An 18,787-nucleotide genomic window follows, 5' to 3' on the forward strand; every position below is an offset into this window, starting at 1 on the left:
TTACCAGAGCAATTATGACCCAATGCTCTTTTTGACCACAGCTTTTGGCCGGGCCGTCAGTCGGGTTTCGAACAGGATTTGCAGCGATTGATAAGCCCTCATTCCGCAATGGCTCTTGATTTCGCCAGCCCGACCGTGTTTGAAACCTCGAACGCCGCCATCGATGCGAAAGGTAGAGACATGAAGCCCGTATTCCTGCAACTGCAGTGCGCTCCCGGCAAAACCTATGAGGTTGCCGACACTCTCTTTCAGCGCGAGATCGTATCCGAGCTTTATTCGACCAGCGGTGAATTCGACCTGCTGGCGAAAATCTATATCGCCGAGGGCGACGATATCGGCAAGTTCATCAACGACAATGTGCTCAATATCCCGCATATCGTGCGGTCCCTGACAACGCTGACTTTCACGGCATTCTGATTATCGGCTAATTACCTTCTGGAGCACCCTTCCGGCGGTAAAGATTTGATTCACCATAAGTGAATTATCATGCGGCGAAGGGAACTACCTTCTGTGTTCGCGCATTTTCTGTATGGAAGCGCGGGCCTCGCTCAGTGGGCTCCCGCAGAGGTGAAAGACAGTGATGAACGATCTTGAACAGCGACGCATACTGGTTGTGGAGGACGAAATTTTCGTCGCTCTCGACGTTGCCGCGACTGTGGAAGACGCGAACGGAACGGTTGTCGGTCCGGTCGGCACTGTCCGGCAGGCCATGGATCTCATCAATCGTAATGAAGTCGATGCCGCCATCCTCGATGTCAATCTGATTGACGGCAATGTGGAACCTATCCTGGACCGGCTGAAAAGCCGCAACACATTCGTCGTCATCCATACCGGCGGCGGGCTGCCTGCCGAGCTTGCGGCGCGCTATCCTGAAGTGCCGGTCTTTCAGAAGCCGATCCCGCCCACCATACTGACCCGCACGCTGGCAACCGCCCTTTCAGCCGGCGCGGTGCGCTGAGACCGATGCGGCGGGCGTTCCCGGATTTTGCGACTGTCCTGAAAGAAACCGAGGCGAATTCCGGTCAGGAAGAGGCCGTTCGCCGGTCGCAGATCAATCTTGCATCGGCGTTCTTTTCGGCAGGGTTGGGCGATAGTGCCGCACCCTCACGCCCGGAAATCGATCTTGCGCCGCTTTTCTATTTTGAGGAAAAGTCGGCCGAGAGCGACCAGCGAGAGACTGAACGGCAAGCAATCGCTGAGCGCATGCAAAACCAGTCGCCCGACGCGATACGGCGAGAGTTGAACCTTCGCCCCGGTCTGACGCGCGCTGAGCTTCAACGCCTGCGTCGCTCCTTTGCCGCGAGCAATCATCCAGACCGCCTGCCACAAGAGTTTCGCGCCGATGCGGAACAGCGTATGAAGATGGCAAATGCCCTCCTCGACACAGCCATGGCGACAGCAGCAAATTGAGTTCAAGCAATTTCGTTACGTTTTGAGCTCAAATTCTTTTGCATTATAACAAGAACCTGCTAGATTGGGGTCAATTGCGCCTGCGAAAGCTGGCGCACGAGAGAACCCCTTTCGTTGTCCGTAAACCGGCAAATGGTCCCGCTTCTGGCAATATGGGGCAATTTGCGCTTTGCCTGCTGTGGGTGGTTCTGTCATACCGCATTATAAAGTTAGAATAATTCCTAAAAGGTCAGAAAATGCCTCCTTATCGTTCGCGAACAACCACCCACGGCCGGAATATGGCGGGTGCGCGCGGCCTATGGCGCGCCACCGGCATGAAGGATGAGGATTTCGGCAAGCCGATTATTGCTGTGGTGAACTCGTTCACACAGTTCGTGCCGGGCCACGTTCACCTCAAGGATCTCGGCCAGCTCGTCGCGCGCGAAATCGAAAGTGCTGGCGGCGTGGCCAAGGAATTCAACACCATCGCGGTCGATGACGGTATCGCCATGGGCCATGACGGCATGCTCTATTCGCTGCCATCGCGCGAACTCATCGCCGACTCGGTCGAATATATGGTCAATGCCCATTGCGCCGATGCGATGGTCTGCATTTCCAACTGCGACAAGATCACCCCCGGCATGCTGATGGCCGCGCTGCGCCTCAATATTCCGGTCGTGTTCGTTTCGGGCGGACCGATGGAAGCGGGCAAGGTCGTCTGGGACGACCAGATCAAGAAGCTCGACCTGGTTGACGCCATGGTCGCCGCTGCCGACGATCACTATACCGACGAGCAGGTCAAGACGATTGAACGCTCCGCCTGCCCGACTTGCGGTTCGTGCTCGGGCATGTTCACCGCAAACTCGATGAACTGCCTCACCGAAGCGCTTGGCCTGTCACTGCCGGGCAACGGCTCGACGCTCGCAACCCATGCCGACCGCAAGCGCCTCTTCGTAGAAGCCGGCCATCTAGTCGTCGATCTCGCCCGCCGTTATTACGAGCAGGACGACGAAAGCGTGCTGCCGCGCTCGATTGCAAGCTTCCCGGCGTTTGAAAACGCCATGACGCTCGACATCGCCATGGGCGGTTCGACCAATACGGTCCTGCATCTTCTCGCCGCCGCGCAGGAAGCCGAAATCGATTTCACCATGGCCGATATCGACCGCCTGTCGCGCCGCGTGCCGGTGCTTTGCAAGGTCGCCCCTGCCAACAATACGGTTCACATGGAAGATGTGCACCGTGCGGGCGGCATCATGGGCATTCTCGGCCAGCTCGACAAAGCGGGCCTGATCAATACCGATCTGCCGACCGTGCACAGCCAGACGGTTGCCAAGGCGCTGGATCATTGGGACGTGACCCGTACCAACAGCGAAATGGTGCACAAGTTCTATTCGGCGGCACCGGGTGGCGTGCCGACGCAGGTGGCATTCAGCCAGGAGCGCCGCTTTGATAGCGTCGATACCGACCGCGAAAAGGGCGTTATCCGCTCCAAGGAACACGCGTTTAGTCAGGATGGCGGTCTGGCCGTGCTTTACGGCAATCTGGCGGAAGACGGCTGCATCGTGAAAACGGCAGGCGTGGATGATTCCATCCTTAAGTTCTCCGGCCCGGCGCGTATTTTCGAAAGCCAGGATACGGCGGTACTCGGCATTTTGAACGGCAAGATCAAGGCTGGCGATATCGTGCTGATCCGCTATGAAGGCCGCGCGGCGGCCCCGGCATGCAGGAAATGCTCTACCCGACCAGCTATCTGAAGTCGAAGGGTCTGGGCAAGGCCTGCGCGCTGATCACCGACGGTCGTTTCTCGGGCGGCTCGTCGGGCCTCTCCATCGGCCATGTTTCGCCGGAAGCAGCCGAAGGCGGCACGATCGGTCTGGTGCGCGAAGGCGATATCATCGATATCGACATTCCGAACCGCAAGATCCACCTCGCCGTGGACGATGCAACGCTGGCCGAACGCCGCGCCGAACAGGAAGCAACGGGCTGGAAGCCCGCCGAAGATCGCAAGCGCAAGATTTCCACTGCGCTGAAGGCTTATGCCTCCATGGCAACCAGCGCCGCCAAGGGTGCGGTGCGGAAATTGCCGGATTGATTATCAAAAGAAAAGCAAAAGCCCCGCAAATGCGGGGCTTTTTCATAATCTGCTCGTTGTAAACCTGTTGCTTCGCCCCCCTCATCCTGAGGAGGGGCCCTGAGCTTGCGAAGGGAACCGTCTCGAAGGGCTGAGGGGGAGATGTGCGTTTTTCCCTCAGCCCTTCGATCCTTCGACAAGCTCAGGGTGATGCGCTGTTTTCAACAGCTCCTTAGGATGAGGGAAAAGAGCAGCGCAGCAACGTCCATAAACCACGACGTTGTAAGGTCGATGATTATTGAAAGGCCTTTTCCACCGCAGGCATCAGATCATCCCGCACCGACTCCGGCGTGAACGGGCCGACATGCTTATAAATGATCTTGCCGTCCGGGCCGACGAGGAAGGTTTCCGGCACGCCGTAGACGCCCCATTCGATGGCTGAGCGACCCACGCGGTCGGCGCCGACAGCGGCAAAGGGATTGCCGAGATCGCCCAGAAAGCGGCGGGCGTTTTCGGGCTGGTCCTTGTAGTTAAGGCCCACCAGACGGATGCGGCTGTCCCTGGCGATTTCCATCAGGAGCGGATGCTCCTGACGGCAGGGAACGCACCACGATCCCCAGACATTCACCAGTGTCAGCTTGCCCCCCGGACCCGTTTTGAAATCTTCGCTGTTGAGGCCCGGCACCGGAACGCCATCGCGCATCAGGCCTTCGACCGCCGGGAGATTGGTTTGCGGCGCTTGCTTGCCGATCAAAGCAGATGGAATGGCCGAGCTATCCTTGCCTGACAGAAGCTGCACGGCGAAGACGGCTGCAAGCCCCACAAACACCAGCAATGGAAGCAGCGCTGCCCATGTGGCGCGTTTTTTCGGCGCGGCGTGCTTTTGTGTCGTTTCCGTCATTGAACCGGCGCCTTTGACGAGCGGCGGCGCACGCCCTGCGCCTCAAGCCGCTTCAGCTCATTCTTCTGGATACGCTGATCGATATATATCCAGCCGACAGTCAGGATAAGCGCCGCGATGGTGATGCCATAAGCGGCCATGACGAAGCCGAGATGATTGCTCATACCGCGCCCTCCTCCTGCATTTGTTTGCCGCGTTTGCGATCAGCGTTGCGGGCGGCGAGCTTCTTCATCGAAGCCACGCGGCGACGCCATATTTCGTTGCGCATCGCCATCATATGCAGCGCAAGGAATAGCAGCGTGAAGCCAATCGCCATCACGAATAACGGGCGCAACATGGAGCCATCGATGGTCGGCCCGCCCATGCGGAAAACGGAAGCTGGCTGATGCAACGTGTTCCACCAGTCGACCGAGAATTTGATGATCGGGATGTTGATGAAGCCCACCAGCGTCAGCACCGCCACCGGCTTGGCACTCTTGGCCGGATCGGCGAAGGCGCGCGATAGCGCGATGATACCGAGATACATCAGGAACAGCACGAAAACCGAGGTCAGGCGTGCATCCCACACCCACCACGTGCCCCACATGGGCTTGCCCCATAGCGAACCCGTGGCAAGCGCCAATGCGGTGAAAACCGCACCCAAGGGGCAGCCGAGCGGATCGACACATCGGCCAGCGGATGCCGCCAGACCAGTGTGCCGAGAGCCGACACTGCCATGATCGAGTAACACATCATGGAAAGCCATGCGAAAGGCACATGGATATACATGATGCGGACTGTGAGGCCTTGCTGGTAATCGTCCGGCGACAGGAAAACCATACCGAGACCGGCGGCAAGGAACAGAACGGCAAGCCCCGCCAGCCACGGCAAAACCTTGCCCGCAAAAGCGAGGAAGCGTGTGGGATTGGCCATATCGAGCCAGCTTGCGGTTTTCACGGCGTCTTTCGTCATGACCTATACTTAACCTCCCCCCCTCATGCCGTTCAATTGACCGCGCTCAACTGCGTCAATCGGTCGAGCATGATCCGATTCCGATCGTAGCGGGATCAGAAAACAGTCCAGTGGACTGTTTTCCCCGCGAAGGCGGTTCCCACTTTTCGGGATCATGCTCAATCCGCCGAATTCTTCAGCGCCGCGCTCGCGGCCAGCGGTCCCAGCACAGCGAAAAACAGCGTCAGTGCGGCAAGCACCAGAAATGGAGCCAGAAAGGGGGCGTTGTCTACCGTCGCTCCGTAAGAAGCAGATACACCAAAAATGAGAACCGGAATGGTGAGCGGCAGCACGATGACCGAAACAAGCAGTCCGCCGCGCGGCAGAGCCACCGCCAGCGCCGCACCCACCGCACCGACAAAGGCGATGGCGGGTGTGCCGACCAGAAGCGTCAGGGTTGTGGCACCGATTGCCGCCGCATCCATATTCATGAACAGGCCGAGCATGGGCGAGGCGATTACCAGCGGCAAAACGCTCGCCGCCCAATGGGCGACGCATTTGACCAGAACCGTGAGCGCCAGCATGTGACGGTCGGAGCCGATCAGCAGCAGATCGAGCGAGCCATCGTCACGGTCGGCCTGAAACAGCCGGTCGAGGCCGAGCAGCGTCGCCAGCAACGCACCGATCCACAGCATGGCCGGACCGATCCGCGCCAGTAGATTGAGGTCCGGGCCGACGCCGAATGGCATCACCGAAATAACAGCGAGAAAGAACAATATGCCGACCAGCGCACCGCCGCCCGCGCGAAAGCTCAGGCGCATGTCGCGAAGGAACAGCGCCAGCATCAAAACGCCTCATGCGAGAATCTGGCCATATCGAGCGTGTTCGCACCTTCCAGCCCCAGCGGAATATGCGTGGCGGCAATGATCATGCCGCCCTGTTGCAGATGGTCGCGCATCAGCACGGCAAAACGGGTTTCCGACGCCTTGTCGAGACCGGCGGTCGGCTCATCGACAATCCATAGCGGGCGATGGCTGACCAGAAGCTTGGCAATGGAGACGCGACGCTTTTGCCCGGTGGAGAGATAGCCGAAAGGCAGATGTTCGACGCCGGGCAGGTTGACAGCTTCCAGCGCGTCATCAATGTCGAGCGCTCCCGCGCCGTTAAACCGCTGCCAGAACAAAAGATTTTCGCGCACGCTCAAGGCCGGTTTCATCGCATTTTGATGGCCGAGATAATGACAGGCCGCCTGCACGGGCAGCGATGCGCCGTCCTCGATCAGTGCGATGCGGCCTTCTTCCGGCGCGAGCAGACCGCAGATGATTCGCAGCAAGGTGGATTTGCCGGACCCGTTCGGGCCGGTGACCACCAGCGCCTCCCCGCCATCGAGCGTGAAAGAAAGGTTGGAGAAGATCGTCTCGCCACCCCGTTCGCCACCCAGATTTTCGGCCTCAAGCCGCATTTTCTCTCCTCAAAAACCAACCGTCTCCCAGAGTTTCGGGAACGAACGGAAGGATCGCAACATTTCGCCGCAAGGCAGCGAATTCACGAAATTCAGTCTGGAATCGTTTTAGAAAACTCTCTATATGAGGGCTACCACGCCAGCGGTCGGCGTGGAAACCATTTTTGGCCGATCTCAAACACCTGGCGCCCGTGAGGACCCAGGCTTCGGGACGGACAGCGGAAATGACTGCACCCGCACCTTGGCGCGTCCTTGAAACGCTAGCCTAGGCGTTCGTCCTGGTTTTCCGGCCAGTAGCATAAGGACGAACGCAGTGTCACACATTGACAGCTTCAAATGTCGCAAAACCCTCACCGTCGGCGGTAAAGACTATGTCTATTACAGCCTGACCGAAGCCGAAAAGAACGGCCTCGAAGGCGTTTCCAAGCTTCCTTTCTCCATGAAGGTTCTTCTTGAGAACCTGCTTCGCTTCGAGGACGACCGCTCCGTCAAGAAGTCGGATATTGAAGCTGTCGCCAAGTGGCTGGCCGACCGCGGCAAAGCCGGTGCAGAAATCGCCTACCGCCCGGCCCGCGTTCTCATGCAGGATTTCACCGGCGTTCCAGCTGTTGTCGACCTTGCAGCCATGCGCGACGGCCTCAAGGCGCTCGGCGGCGACCCGGAAAAGATCAACCCGCTCGTGCCCGTCGATCTGGTCATCGATCACTCGGTCATCGTTGACGAATTCGGCAATCCAAGCGCATTCAAGGCCAATGTGGACCTCGAATATCAGCGCAACGGCGAACGCTACCGCTTTCTGAAGTGGGGCCAGCAGGCGTTCCAGAACTTCCGCGTTGTTCCTCCAGGCACCGGCATCTGCCATCAGGTGAATCTCGAATATCTGGCCCAGGCAGTCTGGACCAAGGAAGAAGACGGCGAAACCGTCGCTTATCCCGACACCTGCGTCGGCACCGACAGCCACACCACCATGGTCAACGGCCTTGGCGTTCTGGGCTGGGGCGTGGGCGGCATCGAAGCTGAAGCTGCCATGCTCGGCCAGCCGGTTTCCATGCTTCTGCCGGAAGTCGTCGGCTTCCGCCTGACCGGCAAGGTCAAGGAAGGCGTCACCGCGACCGACCTCGTGCTCACCGTCACGCAGATGCTGCGCAAGAAGGGCGTTGTCGGCAAGTTCGTCGAATTCTTCGGCGAAGGCCTCGAAAACATGACGCTGGCCGACCGTGCGACCATCGCAAACATGGGGCCGGAATATGGCGCAACCTGCGGCTTCTTCCCGGTTGACAGCGAAACGCTGAACTACATGAACACCACTGGTCGCGATGAACATCGCATCGAGCTGGTTGAAGCATACTGCCGTGCGCAGGGCATGTGGCGCGACAAGGGCGCAGCCGATCCGGTCTTCACCGACGTTCTCGAACTCGACATGGGCGACGTTGTTCCCTCGATGGCCGGTCCGAAGCGTCCTGAAGGCCGCATTCCGCTGGAAAACATCGGCTCCGGTTTCGCGACCTCGCTCGAAAACGAATACAAGAAGACCACCGGCCAGACCACGCGCTATGCCGTCGAAGGCGAAGATTTCGACCTCGGCCATGGCGATGTGGTGATTGCCGCTATCACGTCCTGCACCAACACCTCGAACCCGAGCGTGTTGATCGCTGCCGGTCTTCTGGCCCGCAACGCCGTCGCCAAGGGCCTCAAGACCAAGCCTTGGGTCAAGACCTCGCTCGCGCCCGGCTCTCAGGTCGTTGCCGCCTATCTCGAATCCGCCGGTCTCCAGAAGGATCTCGATGCGCTCGGCTTCAACCTCGTCGGCTTCGGCTGCACGACCTGCATCGGCAATTCCGGTCCGCTGCCGGCACCGATCTCCAAGACCATCAACGAAAAGGGCCTGATCGCGGCTGCCGTTCTGTCCGGCAACCGTAACTTCGAAGGCCGCGTTTCGCCGGATGTACAGGCAAACTACCTTGCTTCGCCACCGCTTGTCGTCGCTCATGCTCTTGCCGGTACGGTCACCAAGGACCTGACCAAGGAGCCGCTTGGCGAAGACCAGAACGGCAACCCGGTATACCTCCGCGACATCTGGCCTTCCTCTCAGGAAATCCAGGACTTCATCGCCAAGAACGTCACCCGCAAAATCTTCTCGGAGAAATATGCGGACGTGTTCAAGGGCGACGAAAACTGGCAGGCCGTTCAGGTTCCTGCGGGCCAGACCTATGCATGGGACGACAACTCGACCTATGTGCAGAACCCGCCTTACTTCGTCGGCATGGGCAAGTCGGCTGGCACGATCGGCGACGTGAAGGGTGCTCGTATTCTTGGCCTCTTCGGCGACAAGATCACGACTGACCACATTTCGCCTGCCGGTTCGATCAAGGCGCAGTCGCCTGCCGGTAAATACCTCATCGACCATGGCGTTGGCGTTGCCGACTTCAACCAGTACGGCACGCGTCGCGGCAACCATGAAGTGATGATGCGCGGCACCTTCGCCAACATCCGTATCCGCAACCACATGCTGGGCGAAAACGGACGTGAAGGCGGCTACACCATCCACTACCCGTCGAAGGAAGAAACCTCGATCTATGATGCTGCCATGCAGTACAAGGCCGAGGGCGTGCCGCTCGTCGTCTTCGCAGGCGTCGAATATGGCAATGGTTCTTCGCGTGACTGGGCTGCCAAGGGCACCAACCTGCTTGGCGTGAAGGCCGTGATTGCGCAGTCTTTCGAGCGTATCCACCGTTCCAACCTCGTCGGCATGGGCATTGTGCCTTTCGTCTTCGAGGAAGGCACGAGCTGGCAGACGCTGGGCCTCAAGGGCGACGAAATCGTCACCATCGAAGGTCTGGCCGATGTGCGTCCGCGTCAGAAGGTCGAAGCTTCCATCACCTATGCCGACGGCTCGGTGAAGAAGGTTCCGCTCATCTGCCGCATCGATACGCTGGACGAGCTCGACTACATGAAGAACGGCGGCATTCTGCAGACCGTTCTGCGCGATCTCGCTGCTTAATCAGCGCCCGACTGAAACAAAAAGGCCGCCGGAGCAATCCGGCGGCCTTTTCGTTTCTGACGCAAATAGAGCACACTCGCCGCTGAATCTCACCGCAACGTGAATTCCCATTGATCGGCGTAATTCCTACATAATAGATGTCATCGTCAATTAATGCAGGATCATACAAAGTGACCGTTCAGCCCTCATTCTATGGAACAGCCACATGGCTGACCGGCGATTCCCTGCCGGGCTGGCGCAATGTCTGCGCCGTTCTGGGGCTGGCTTTCACCGGTTGCGTTTCCATGCAGGGTTCTGCATCGGCTGAAGCAGCGCCCAAGAAAACCGCGGTGGTAGAGCTTTTCACCAGTCAGGGCTGCAAGTCCTGCCCGAAGGCGGACGATAATTTTGCCAAGTTCGCCGATGACCCCAGCGTGCTGGCGCTGTCGTTCCACGTCAATTACTGGGATTATATGGGGTGGCGCGACACGCTTGCCACTCAGGATAATACCGACCGCCAGAATGCTTACCGTAACTCCTTCAACGCGCGCATGATCTATACGCCGCAGGCCATCATCAATGGTCAGGCGGAGGTCAATGGGCGCGATGCGGGCGCCATCAAGGCACAGGTCGCCGCCGACAAGCTGACAGTGCCGGTTGCGATCAACCGGCTCGACGATGGTCGCCTGTCCATCGAGATCGGGGCTGGCGAAAAGCCAAAGTCGCCGGTGCATGTCGTTCTGTTCTATTTCCGCGATGCGGTCACCATCCCAATCACCGAAGGCGAGAATGCCGGTCAGGATATCACCTACCGAAACACGGTGAGCGAGATCAACACGATCGGCATGTGGGATGGCAAGCCGCTGAAAATCGAGCTCCCTGCTTCTGAATTGAAGCGTAAGGATGTTTCCGGTTGCGCGGTCATTCTTCAGGAAACCCGGGACGACAACTCGCTCGGGCGCATTCATGGCGCAGCCATGTTCAAGCAGAAAGCGCCGGTCGGCTTCTGATCGCAGGCATTCGGCCGCAAGCCATTATCCATTCGGCATCGGGCCGGATGGTGTGAGGTTAGCTGTCATATTGCGGGAATATCTGGTGTTGCGGCTCGGTCGGACGAAAAAGTTGGTTCGGCTCGGGCAGTCCTTTGGGCGGGGGGCTTGGGGTCGGACATACCCGAACCGAACCGTCTCAGGCAACACGTAGATGCTGAAGCCATAATCAGGCTGGAATGCGAAGCTGACAAGGCGAAAATGTGTTCAACGATCACCATTGCCGACAGACTTTCGTTTTTCGTGAACAGCTAATGCACAGCGGCCCGCGTGCAAAATCCAGCGTTTTATGAGGGAAATCCCGTTCATTTGAACGGTGCCGCGCCTTCCCGCACTTGAATTTGTTTCACAAAAGCATCACCCTCCTGTCATGCGTTTCAAACGCACCTGCCGCTTCGCCACCCACAGGGCTGAAAGGAAGGACATGGATATTTCAAGCGCAGAGGATTCATCATCCTCGTCCAACGCGTCCGCGTCGCCAAAGGTCGTCTCTCTCGACCGCGCAAGGCCGGTTCCCACCGCCATCAGTTTCGACCGGCATGAACTTGGCAAGATCCTGAACATCTATGGCCGCATGGTCGCCGCCGGTGCCTGGCGCGACTACGCTATCGACCATCTGAGCGACCGGGCGGTCTTTTCCATCTTCCGACGCGCCAGCGAGGTTCCGCTGTTCCGGATCGAGAAAAATCCCAAGCTCGCGCAAAAGCAAGGCGCTTACGCGGTCATCGCTGCAAGCGGACTGATCATGAAGCGCGGCCATGAACTGGACCGCGTGCTGCGCGTTTTCGACAAGAGCCTGAAACTCGTCGAGGCCTGATTAGCCTTCGGTTCCTCAATCCTTCGATCCTTCGAGACGCCGTTTTCAACGGCTCCTCAGGATGAGGGGAGCGTAGTCTGCAACGCCCTCCCCTGAGCTTGTCGAAGGGCGAGCTTGTCGAAGGGTGAGCCTGTCGAAGGGGCACTGACCCGCCATTTGATTTATGAAAGCGGCGGTGCTCCCGGCTCCAGCGTGCGCCCGCCATTGAGCGGCAGCTGCATCAGCACCGTATCCAGCCAGCGCCCATGCTTGAAGCCGGAGCCCTCAATTCGTCCGCAATGCACGAAACCCATGCTTTCATGCAGCCGCACCGAGCCGATATTGTTCTCGCCATCACCGATGACAGCCAAAAGCTGCCGGAAGCCGAGCTGGGCGGCCCGTTCGATCAGTTCGCGCAGGAGAAGCTTGCCCACGCCCTTCTTCTTGGCCTCGGGCGCGATATAGATCGAGATCCTCCGCAAGCCAGCGATAGGCCGGTCTGGTGCGGAAATAGCTGGCATAGGCATAGCCCAGAACCACACCATCCTCTTCCGCGATCAGAATAGGGAAACCCTGCGCGACGAAGCCCTCAAAGCGCTGGCGCAGGTCTTCGCGCGACGGCGGCTCGACCTCGTAGGAACCGGAGCCGTTCAACACGGCTTCGGTATAGATTGCAGTGATGGCATCGATGTCGGTGGGGTGAAAATCGCGGACGATGGGCATGAGGCAGAACCGGAGAAATGATTTTACACATTTCCAGAATGCATCAGGAAGCGACCGGACAAAAGCAAAAAGGGCGGCGTTTCCGCTGCCCTTTTCATTCAGAACCTGATCCAGCGACTATTCACGGTTGCCCATGAACTGCAGCAGGAAGGTGAACATATTGATGAAGTCGAGATAGAGACGCAGCGCGCCCATCACGATCTTGCGGCCCTGCGTATCCGATGCATCGCCTTCGTAATACATTTCCTTGATCGACTGGGTGTCGTAGGCGGTGAGGCCTGCGAAGATCAGAACGCCGATCACCGAGATTGCGAATTGCAGCGCGGTGGAGCCGAGGAAGATGTTGACGACCGAAGCCAGGATCAGGCCGAACAGGCCCATGATCAGGAACGAGCCCATAGCGGACAGGTCACGCTTGGTCGTGTAGCCGTAGAGCGACAGCGCACCGAAGGACGCAGCCGTCACGAAGAAGGTGCGAACGACGCTCTGGCCCGTGAAGACCAGGAAGATCGACGACAGCGACAGGCCGACGAGAGCTGCATAGCCCCAGAAGACGGCGTTAGCGGTCGAGACCGAAAGACGTTCGATGCGGAAGCTCAGGAAGAACACTGCCGCCAGCGGCGCAAGCATCACCACCCAGCGCAGCGGCGAAGTGTAGAGCGCGACGCCAAGGCCCGTGAGCATCTTGCCATTGGCAAGCTGCGCGACGGCTGCGGACGGGTCCGTCGTCGTTGCGAGTGCCGCAACGGCGAATGCAGCAAGGCCGGTAACGGCCAAACCGATAGCCATCATGTTGTAGACGCCCAGCATATAGCTGCGCAAACCCTGATCGATGCCTGCATCGGCGCGAGCGCCGCCTACCGGCCTCTGCTGCGCCTGAATATTGCGAAAGTCAGCCATGACTTAAATCCTCTTGCCATGTCCCGTCCGGTGTCGGGGCGCTCATTCCGGCGAGCCGCCGCCGGGCGCCGCTGGCGGGACTCCAGCATGCCTGCCTGACATTATGGGGATTATGGCCCTCACGTACAAGTACCGCCTGTAAAAAAACGCGAGGGCAGGTTTGAAAAATCGGGCTGCATTCTCCATAGGTTCCAATAGCTTAGGCTTTGCGCCCTCTCCGCATTACAAATAACTCATATTGTTCTGAGAACCTGCGCAGGCTTCTGTCCCAGCACACGCCATGTCCCGGCCAGCCCGAAACCGACGGTCAGCACCAGCGCAACCACCACGGTCATCAGCGCCACATCGGGCAGGAATTGCGCTTTAAGCTTCATGATCTCCACCACGACATACCAGCCCGCCACACTGCCAGCGGCAAGTGCGAAAAGCGCTGTTGCAAGGCCGAGCAGCATATATTCCATGATATAGGCTGCAATCAGCGTGCCGCGTGTGGCGCCCAATGTCTTCAGGACGACAGCGTCGTGCACCCGGGCGCGGTTGCCCGCAGCCAGCGCCCCGCCCAGCACCAGAACCGATGCAGCAAGCGCAATGGAAGCCGCCGCGCGAATGGCTGTCGCCAGCTGACCGATCAGATCATTGGCGACGTTAAGCGCGTCCGTCACGCTAACCGTCGTGACGGCGGGCCAGGTTTTGGTGACCTGCCGCAGTACATCGGGCGCGAGGTTTTTCTTGCCGTCCGGAATGGTCAGCGTCGCAAGCCATGTCGCCGGCGCACCGGCGAAGGTGTTGGGCGAGAACACCATGACGAAATTCATCGCCAGTGTTTCCCATTGCACCTGCCGGAAACTCGCGATCTTTGCGGTGATGTTGCGGCCCAGCACATTGACCGTCACCGTGTCGCCAAGCTTCAGGCCCAGTTCCTTGCCTTCCCGTTCAGCGAAGGAGACAAGTGGCTCACCGCTATAATCGGCGGGCCACCATTCGCCCTCACTCAGCGTCGAATTCTCCGGCACCTTGTCGGCAAAGGTTATGCCGCGATCGCCACGCAGCACCCAGGCGGCTTCCGGCGGGATGGTCATATCGCGCACATTGGTGCCATTGAAAGCCACAATACGCCCGCGCAGCATCGGACCAGAGGTGAGCTTGCCGTCCGGCACGATGCCGCTTACCAGCTTGGTGAAATCGCCAATGTCGCGGTTCTGGATATCCACGAAAAAGAAATCCGGCGCTTGTGCCGGGATATTCTCGGTCACCTGACGGCGCAGATTGCCGTCGATCAGCGCAATCGCCACCATCAGCGTGAGGCCGAGGCCGAGCGAAAGCACCACCGAAGGGGTAAGCGCGCCGGGGCGGTGAATATTGCCGACCGCAAGTCGAAGTGCGGTCGAGCGCACACGCGGCGCACGGCGGGCAAGCCAGCGTATGCCATCGGCCACAAGCCGCAACACGCCGAAAGCGGCAATGGCCGAGACGATGAAGATCGCCGCGATCCGCCGATCATAGGCGACATAGAGCGCCAATCCGGCCAGAGCCGCAATCAGCAGAACCGCAAGACCGAGATATAGCAGGGGCGGCAGGCCGCGCTGCTCAAAGCCCTGCTCGCGGAACAGCGCAGTCGCGGGAATATTGCGAGCGCGCCCAAGCGGAATGATCGCAAAGGCAAGCGTGGTGATGAGGCCGAAGACTGCCGCAAGCGCCAGCGCGCCGGGGAAGAAGCCGCCGCCACCGGCGACCGGCAGATAATTGGCGAGCGCCAGTGCGGCGGCAAAAGGGATGATTGCCGCCAGAATGAGCCCAAGCACGATGCCGATCAGGCCGATCACCATGATCTGCACGAGATAGACCAGAACCGCAAAGCGTGCAGGGGCGCCGAGCGATTTGAAAGTCGCGATCACGCCGCGCTTGCCGTCGAGATAGGCGCGCACCGCATTGGCGACACCAACGCCACCGACGATCAGCGCGGTCAGGCCGACCAGCGTCAGAAACTGGGAGAAGCGTTCGATATTGGCGCTCAGCGCCGGTGCAGCATTGGCGCGGGATCGGATATTCCATCCGGCATCCGGGAAATCGGCGGCGGCCTGCCGCCGCACCTCGGCAATCGCCGAGTCAGGTGCTCCGTTGGGCAGTGCGACCTTGTAGATATGATCGACAAGGCTGCCGGGTTGAATCAGACCAGACGCGCGCAGACCATCGAGCGAAACGAGAAACCGCGGTGCAAAATTGAAGCCGGACGACAAGAGGTCCGGTTCGCTTTCGATCACAGCGCGCAGTTCAAAGGTTTGCGAGCCAAGCAGCACCTTTGCGCCAAGCGAAAGTCCCATGCGGTTGAGGAAATCCTGACTGACGGCAGCGCCGTAAATATCGCCTTTGATGGCCGTCATATCGGCCAGCGACTGCTCCGGTGCGGCCTTCAGCGTGCCATAAAGCGGATAGGCGGCATCGACCGCCTTCACCTCGACCAGCGACTGGTCGGAACCATCGGGCATACGGGCCATGGAGCGCATTGTCGCGCTTTCGGCCATTCTGCCCTGTTTTCCGATGAAGGCGCGTTCTTCCGCTGTTGCTTCGCGCTGATTGAGTGCAAAGCTGACATCGCCGCCCAAAATGCTCTGGCCTTCCGATGCAATGCCGGTGCTGACCGACCGCGCCACGGAATTGACGCCGCCAATGGCCGCCACGCCAAGCGCGATACAGGCCAGAAAAATATAGAAACCGGCAAGCCCGCCGCGCATTTCGCGCAGCGCAAAACGGAGAGCGAGAGAAAAAGATTTCATTCGGCTCATGCGTCCGCCGCCAGTTTCTCAAGCACCGCACCGGCCTTTTCAGCGGTTTCTTCGATGCGACCGGACCGGACGGGAATTTCGCGGTCGCAGCGCGCCGCCAGCGACGGATCATGCGTGACCAGCACCATGGTCAGCCCGTTTTCGCGTTGCTTGGCGAAGAGAAGATCGGCAATTTGACGCCCCGTTGTGGTGTCGAGATTGCCGGTCGGTTCATCGGCAATCAGAATTTTCGGCGATGGCGCGAGGGCGCGGGCAATCGCCACGCGCTGCTGCTCGCCGCCGGAAAGTTCGGACGGATAATGCGTCAGACGTTCGCCAAGCCCAACCGCTTTCAACTCGCGCTCCGCGACTTCGAATGCATCGCGGCGGCCAGCCAGTTCCAGCGGAACCGCCACATTTTCCAGCGCCGTCATATTGGGAATCAAGTGAAACGACTGGAAGACGATGCCTATATTGGCGCCACGAAAAGCGGCGGCCTGATCCTCGCTCATCTGGCTGATCGTCTCGCCCGCGATCTTCACAGTTCCGTTATCAACATGCTCCAGCCCAGCCAGAACCATGAGAAGTGTGGATTTGCCCGAGCCGGATGGACCGACGATACCAACCGACTGGCCTTGCGCAATATGGAGAGAGACACCCTTCAGCACATGCACCGACGAGGCGGCATGGCCAAGTGTCAGATGAACGTTCTCAAGTTCGATAATCGGGCCAACAGCCTGTTCCGTCACGCGGTTTTCTTCCTATATGTATGTGTAGAACCGAAAAGCGCGCCACAAATTTGAACCTATGTTGCGCCAAGATTTGATTCAATCCCGTGAGCTGTCGCTCATCCCTTTACCGAATATGGGTTGCCAACGATGCGTTTCAAACTCTCAATTCCGGCATGGCTCTCGATTTTTGCGATCCTCGGATCGGTTTTTGCGGGCAGCGTCTATGCCCAGCAGGAGCCGACGCAGGAAGACCCGACCGGCCTTGAAGACGCCTTGCCGACCGAGCAGCTTTCGCAGGTCAAGGTTGTGGGCTTCGGCGACAGCCTGATGGCCGGTTATCTCCTGCCCGCCAATGCCGCCTTTCCGCAGCAGCTTGAAAAAGCGCTCAACGACAAGGGCGTCGAGGTTTCAATCGAAAATGCAGGCGTGTCGGGTGACACGACTACCGGGGGCCTGTCGCGCATCGACTGGTCTATCCCCGATGGAACCGATCTCGTCATTCTTGAACTCGGCGCTAACGATGCGCTGCGCGGCATCCAGCCCGACATCACGGAAAAGAATCTCGACGACATGCTGGCGCGTCTCAAGGAGCGCGGCATTGCCGTCATTCTGGCAGGCATGATGGCCCCGCCCAATATGGGTAAGGACTATGCCGCCAAGTTCAACCCCATCTATCCGAAGCTGGCGCAGAAATATGGCGTGCCGCTCTACCCGTTTTTCCTCGACGGCGTAGCAACCAAGAAGGAGCTTTTGCTCGAGGATGGCATGCACCCCAATGAAAAGGGTGTTGAAGCCATGGTGGCAAACTTTATGCCGACAATCGAAAAAAGCCTGTCCGATGTGCAAAACAAGGGGACATCAGGAGGCTGAAACCCGTTAGGGGCATAAACAGCTTGCCCCGGGAACCAAACGATGATTCGCTACGAATGCATCGACTTAGCCGAATCGACTTCTGACAGGTACGATGCTTTGACTCTCTAGGTTAGAGTGTCCTTTATGCGTCCACGACGCATAGCGCTCTGACACAGAACGCTTCGAGGAGGATGCCTTATGCCGCGTCTTTTCACTGCCCTCGAAATCCCGCGCGATGCTGCGCTCTCGCTGTCATTATTGCGAGGCGGTCTCCCCGGCGCACGCTGGATTGATGTCGAAAACTACCACATAACGCTGCGTTTTATCGGAGATGTGGAAGGCCATGTGGCCGACGAGATCGCCAATGCGCTCGACCGCGTACGGCGACCCGAATTCATGCTCAACCTGTCAGGCGTCAATGCTTTCGGCTCCAAAAAGCCGCACAGCATTTATGCGGGTGTATCCCCCTCGCCTGAACTCAACGCATTGCAGGCGGAAATCGAACGCATCTGCCAGAGGCTTCACATTCCCGCCGATCCGCGCAAATTCACTCCCCATGTGACCCTGGCGCGTCTTCGGAATGCCCGCATCGATGATGTGGTGCATTACCTGTCCTCACGCGGCAATTTCGCGACGCTACCCTTCAAGGTGGGGCGTTTCGTGCTGATGTCGTCGCGCGATTCCGTGGGCGGCGGACCTTACATCGTCGAGGAAGCTTGGCCTTTGGTGGCCCGTTCCAGCCAGAACTGGTCGGCCAATGCTTTCGAGGAAGCCAGAACCATCCGGTAAACCAGCTCGAAATCCCCGATGCCACCATAATAGGGATCGGGGATTTCAACCGGCTTTCCCTCGGCAATCTCGGTGAACAATCCGATACGGGCTGCAGCATTACCGGGCTTGCGCTCGGCTATCATCCGCATGTTGTAACGGTCCATTCCGAGGATGAGATCAAAGCGGCTGAAATCTCCCGCAGTCAGCTGACGGCAACGCTGCGCGGAAATATCAAGCCCGTGCACGGCTGCCACGCGCACCGAACGCTCATCTGGCGCTTCGCCAGTGTGATAACCGTTGGTGCCCGCCGAATCGATCAGCACATCGCGAATGCCGCGTGCTTCAAGCACCTGCCCCATCACGCCTTCGGCGAGCGGCGAACGGCAGATATTGCCCGCGCAGATGAAAAGAATGCTGGTCGGTTTCTCTATGGTCACGGAACCCTCGCGCTCATGATAAGTTAGTTCGAG

The 18,787-nt window shown here is 59.0% G+C and carries 16 protein-coding genes and 3 pseudogenes; 9 read left to right on the plus strand and 10 right to left on the minus strand.

The window, feature by feature from the left end:
• Positions 1 to 180 precede the first annotated feature (180 nt).
• From QLQ11_RS07695 to ilvD, 4 genes and pseudogenes are all read left to right on the plus strand, one after another.
• Positions 181 to 417: an Lrp/AsnC ligand binding domain-containing protein gene (locus tag QLQ11_RS07695; RefSeq protein ID WP_109370141.1), complete on the plus strand. Its 237-nt coding sequence runs from the start codon at positions 181 to 183 to the stop codon at positions 415 to 417.
• Between the two features lie 163 nt (positions 418 to 580).
• Positions 581 to 958 carry a response regulator gene (locus QLQ11_RS07700; RefSeq protein WP_109368140.1) on the plus strand — a complete coding sequence of 126 codons (378 nt, stop codon included), beginning with the start codon at positions 581 to 583 and terminating at the stop codon, positions 956 to 958.
• Between the two features lie 5 nt (positions 959 to 963).
• Entirely contained in the window at positions 964 to 1,410 is a 447-nt protein-coding gene (locus tag QLQ11_RS07705; RefSeq protein WP_109368139.1) for a hypothetical protein, read from the plus strand.
• A gap of 236 nt (positions 1,411 to 1,646) precedes the next feature.
• Positions 1,647 to 3,481, plus strand: a pseudogene (ilvD, locus tag QLQ11_RS07710) (dihydroxy-acid dehydratase).
• A 274-nt stretch (positions 3,482 to 3,755) separates the two neighbouring features.
• Here ilvD and QLQ11_RS07715 read toward each other — a convergent pair.
• From QLQ11_RS07715 to ccmA, 5 genes and pseudogenes are all read right to left on the minus strand, one after another.
• On the minus strand, positions 3,756 to 4,361 hold the full coding sequence (locus tag QLQ11_RS07715; protein WP_109368137.1) for a DsbE family thiol:disulfide interchange protein: 606 nt from the start codon (positions 4,359 to 4,361) through the stop codon (positions 3,756 to 3,758).
• Complete coding sequence (gene ccmD / locus QLQ11_RS07720; RefSeq protein ID WP_109368136.1) at positions 4,358 to 4,525, minus strand: heme exporter protein CcmD; 168 nt, start codon at positions 4,523 to 4,525, stop codon at positions 4,358 to 4,360. The genes QLQ11_RS07715 and ccmD overlap by 4 nt, the downstream gene beginning before the upstream one ends.
• Positions 4,522 to 5,312 (minus strand): annotated as a pseudogene (locus tag QLQ11_RS07725) (heme ABC transporter permease). Before QLQ11_RS07725 ends, ccmD begins: the two are co-directional and overlap by 4 nt.
• Positions 5,313 to 5,470: 158 nt before the next feature.
• Positions 5,471 to 6,136, minus strand: coding sequence for a heme exporter protein CcmB (ccmB, locus tag QLQ11_RS07730; RefSeq protein ID WP_109368134.1), 666 nt, complete (start codon positions 6,134 to 6,136; stop codon positions 5,471 to 5,473).
• Complete coding sequence (gene ccmA, locus QLQ11_RS07735; protein ID WP_121537046.1) at positions 6,136 to 6,753, minus strand: heme ABC exporter ATP-binding protein CcmA; 618 nt, start codon at positions 6,751 to 6,753, stop codon at positions 6,136 to 6,138. Before ccmA ends, ccmB begins: the two co-directional genes overlap by 1 nt.
• A gap of 313 nt (positions 6,754 to 7,066) precedes the next feature.
• Between ccmA and acnA the strand changes: the two genes are divergently transcribed.
• The 3 genes from acnA to QLQ11_RS07750 all read left to right on the plus strand — a co-directional run bounded on the left by acnA (position 7,067) and on the right by QLQ11_RS07750 (position 11,599).
• Positions 7,067 to 9,754: an aconitate hydratase AcnA gene (gene acnA / locus QLQ11_RS07740; protein ID WP_121537044.1), complete on the plus strand. Its 2,688-nt coding sequence runs from the start codon at positions 7,067 to 7,069 to the stop codon at positions 9,752 to 9,754.
• A 254-nt stretch (positions 9,755 to 10,008) separates the two neighbouring features.
• Positions 10,009 to 10,743: a thioredoxin family protein gene (locus tag QLQ11_RS07745; protein WP_109370140.1), complete on the plus strand. Its 735-nt coding sequence runs from the start codon at positions 10,009 to 10,011 to the stop codon at positions 10,741 to 10,743.
• Positions 10,744 to 11,206: 463 nt separating this feature from the next.
• Positions 11,207 to 11,599, plus strand: a complete 393-nt coding sequence (locus tag QLQ11_RS07750) for a DUF2794 domain-containing protein (protein WP_109368131.1) — start codon at positions 11,207 to 11,209, stop codon at positions 11,597 to 11,599.
• A gap of 161 nt (positions 11,600 to 11,760) precedes the next feature.
• Here the strand turns inward: QLQ11_RS07750 and QLQ11_RS07755 are convergent.
• The 4 genes and pseudogenes from QLQ11_RS07755 to QLQ11_RS07770 all read right to left on the minus strand — a co-directional run bounded on the left by QLQ11_RS07755 (position 11,761) and on the right by QLQ11_RS07770 (position 16,712).
• A pseudogene (locus tag QLQ11_RS07755) lies at positions 11,761 to 12,301 on the minus strand (N-acetyltransferase family protein).
• Between the two features lie 117 nt (positions 12,302 to 12,418).
• The gene (locus tag QLQ11_RS07760) at positions 12,419 to 13,201 is read right to left on the minus strand and encodes a Bax inhibitor-1/YccA family protein (protein WP_109368129.1); all 783 of its coding nucleotides are present in this window, start codon (positions 13,199 to 13,201) and stop codon (positions 12,419 to 12,421) included.
• A gap of 233 nt (positions 13,202 to 13,434) precedes the next feature.
• Positions 13,435 to 15,984 carry an ABC transporter permease gene (locus tag QLQ11_RS07765; RefSeq protein WP_109368128.1) on the minus strand — a complete coding sequence of 850 codons (2,550 nt, stop codon included), beginning with the start codon at positions 15,982 to 15,984 and terminating at the stop codon, positions 13,435 to 13,437.
• Positions 15,981 to 16,712 carry an ABC transporter ATP-binding protein gene (locus QLQ11_RS07770; RefSeq protein WP_109368127.1) on the minus strand — a complete coding sequence of 244 codons (732 nt, stop codon included), beginning with the start codon at positions 16,710 to 16,712 and terminating at the stop codon, positions 15,981 to 15,983. The genes QLQ11_RS07765 and QLQ11_RS07770 overlap by 4 nt, the downstream gene beginning before the upstream one ends.
• Positions 16,713 to 16,841: 129 nt before the next feature.
• Between QLQ11_RS07770 and QLQ11_RS07775 the strand changes: the two genes are divergently transcribed.
• Together QLQ11_RS07775 and thpR are read left to right on the plus strand one after the other, a co-directional pair.
• Entirely contained in the window at positions 16,842 to 17,564 is a 723-nt protein-coding gene (locus QLQ11_RS07775) for an arylesterase (RefSeq protein ID WP_109368126.1), read from the plus strand.
• Positions 17,565 to 17,744: 180 nt separating this feature from the next.
• Entirely contained in the window at positions 17,745 to 18,335 is a 591-nt protein-coding gene (gene thpR, locus QLQ11_RS07780) for an RNA 2',3'-cyclic phosphodiesterase (RefSeq protein WP_109368125.1), read from the plus strand.
• On the opposite strand, the gene QLQ11_RS07785 is transcribed toward thpR, so the two are convergent.
• Entirely contained in the window at positions 18,245 to 18,754 is a 510-nt protein-coding gene (locus tag QLQ11_RS07785) for a low molecular weight protein-tyrosine-phosphatase (RefSeq protein ID WP_109368124.1), read from the minus strand. The two genes, thpR and QLQ11_RS07785, sit on opposite strands and share 91 nt — an antisense overlap.
• Positions 18,755 to 18,787 lie beyond the last annotated feature (33 nt).

The organism is Ochrobactrum sp. SSR, from assembly GCF_030067775.1.
Taxonomy (GTDB): domain Bacteria; phylum Pseudomonadota; class Alphaproteobacteria; order Rhizobiales; family Rhizobiaceae; genus Brucella; species Brucella teleogrylli.

Bases quoted from the DNA above. Each gene is read 5' to 3' on its own strand.
- QLQ11_RS07715 (WP_109368137.1), bottom strand. From the start codon at position 4,361: ATGACGGAAACGACACAAAAGCACGCCGCGCCGAAAAAACGCGCCACA.
- ccmA (WP_121537046.1), bottom strand. From the start codon at position 6,753: ATGCGGCTTGAGGCCGAAAATCTGGGTGGCGAACGGGGTGGCGAGACG.
- QLQ11_RS07760 (WP_109368129.1), bottom strand. From the start codon at position 13,201: ATGGCTGACTTTCGCAATATTCAGGCGCAGCAGAGGCCGGTAGGCGGC.
- QLQ11_RS07695 (WP_109370141.1), top strand. From the start codon at position 181: ATGAAGCCCGTATTCCTGCAACTGCAGTGCGCTCCCGGCAAAACCTAT.
- ccmD (WP_109368136.1), bottom strand. From the start codon at position 4,525: ATGAGCAATCATCTCGGCTTCGTCATGGCCGCTTATGGCATCACCATC.
- QLQ11_RS07700 (WP_109368140.1), top strand. From the start codon at position 581: ATGAACGATCTTGAACAGCGACGCATACTGGTTGTGGAGGACGAAATT.
- thpR (WP_109368125.1), top strand. From the start codon at position 17,745: ATGCCGCGTCTTTTCACTGCCCTCGAAATCCCGCGCGATGCTGCGCTC.
- QLQ11_RS07750 (WP_109368131.1), top strand. From the start codon at position 11,207: ATGGATATTTCAAGCGCAGAGGATTCATCATCCTCGTCCAACGCGTCC.
- QLQ11_RS07765 (WP_109368128.1), bottom strand. From the start codon at position 15,984: ATGAGCCGAATGAAATCTTTTTCTCTCGCTCTCCGTTTTGCGCTGCGC.
- QLQ11_RS07705 (WP_109368139.1), top strand. From the start codon at position 964: ATGCGGCGGGCGTTCCCGGATTTTGCGACTGTCCTGAAAGAAACCGAG.
- ccmB (WP_109368134.1), bottom strand. From the start codon at position 6,136: ATGCTGGCGCTGTTCCTTCGCGACATGCGCCTGAGCTTTCGCGCGGGC.
- QLQ11_RS07775 (WP_109368126.1), top strand. From the start codon at position 16,842: ATGCGTTTCAAACTCTCAATTCCGGCATGGCTCTCGATTTTTGCGATC.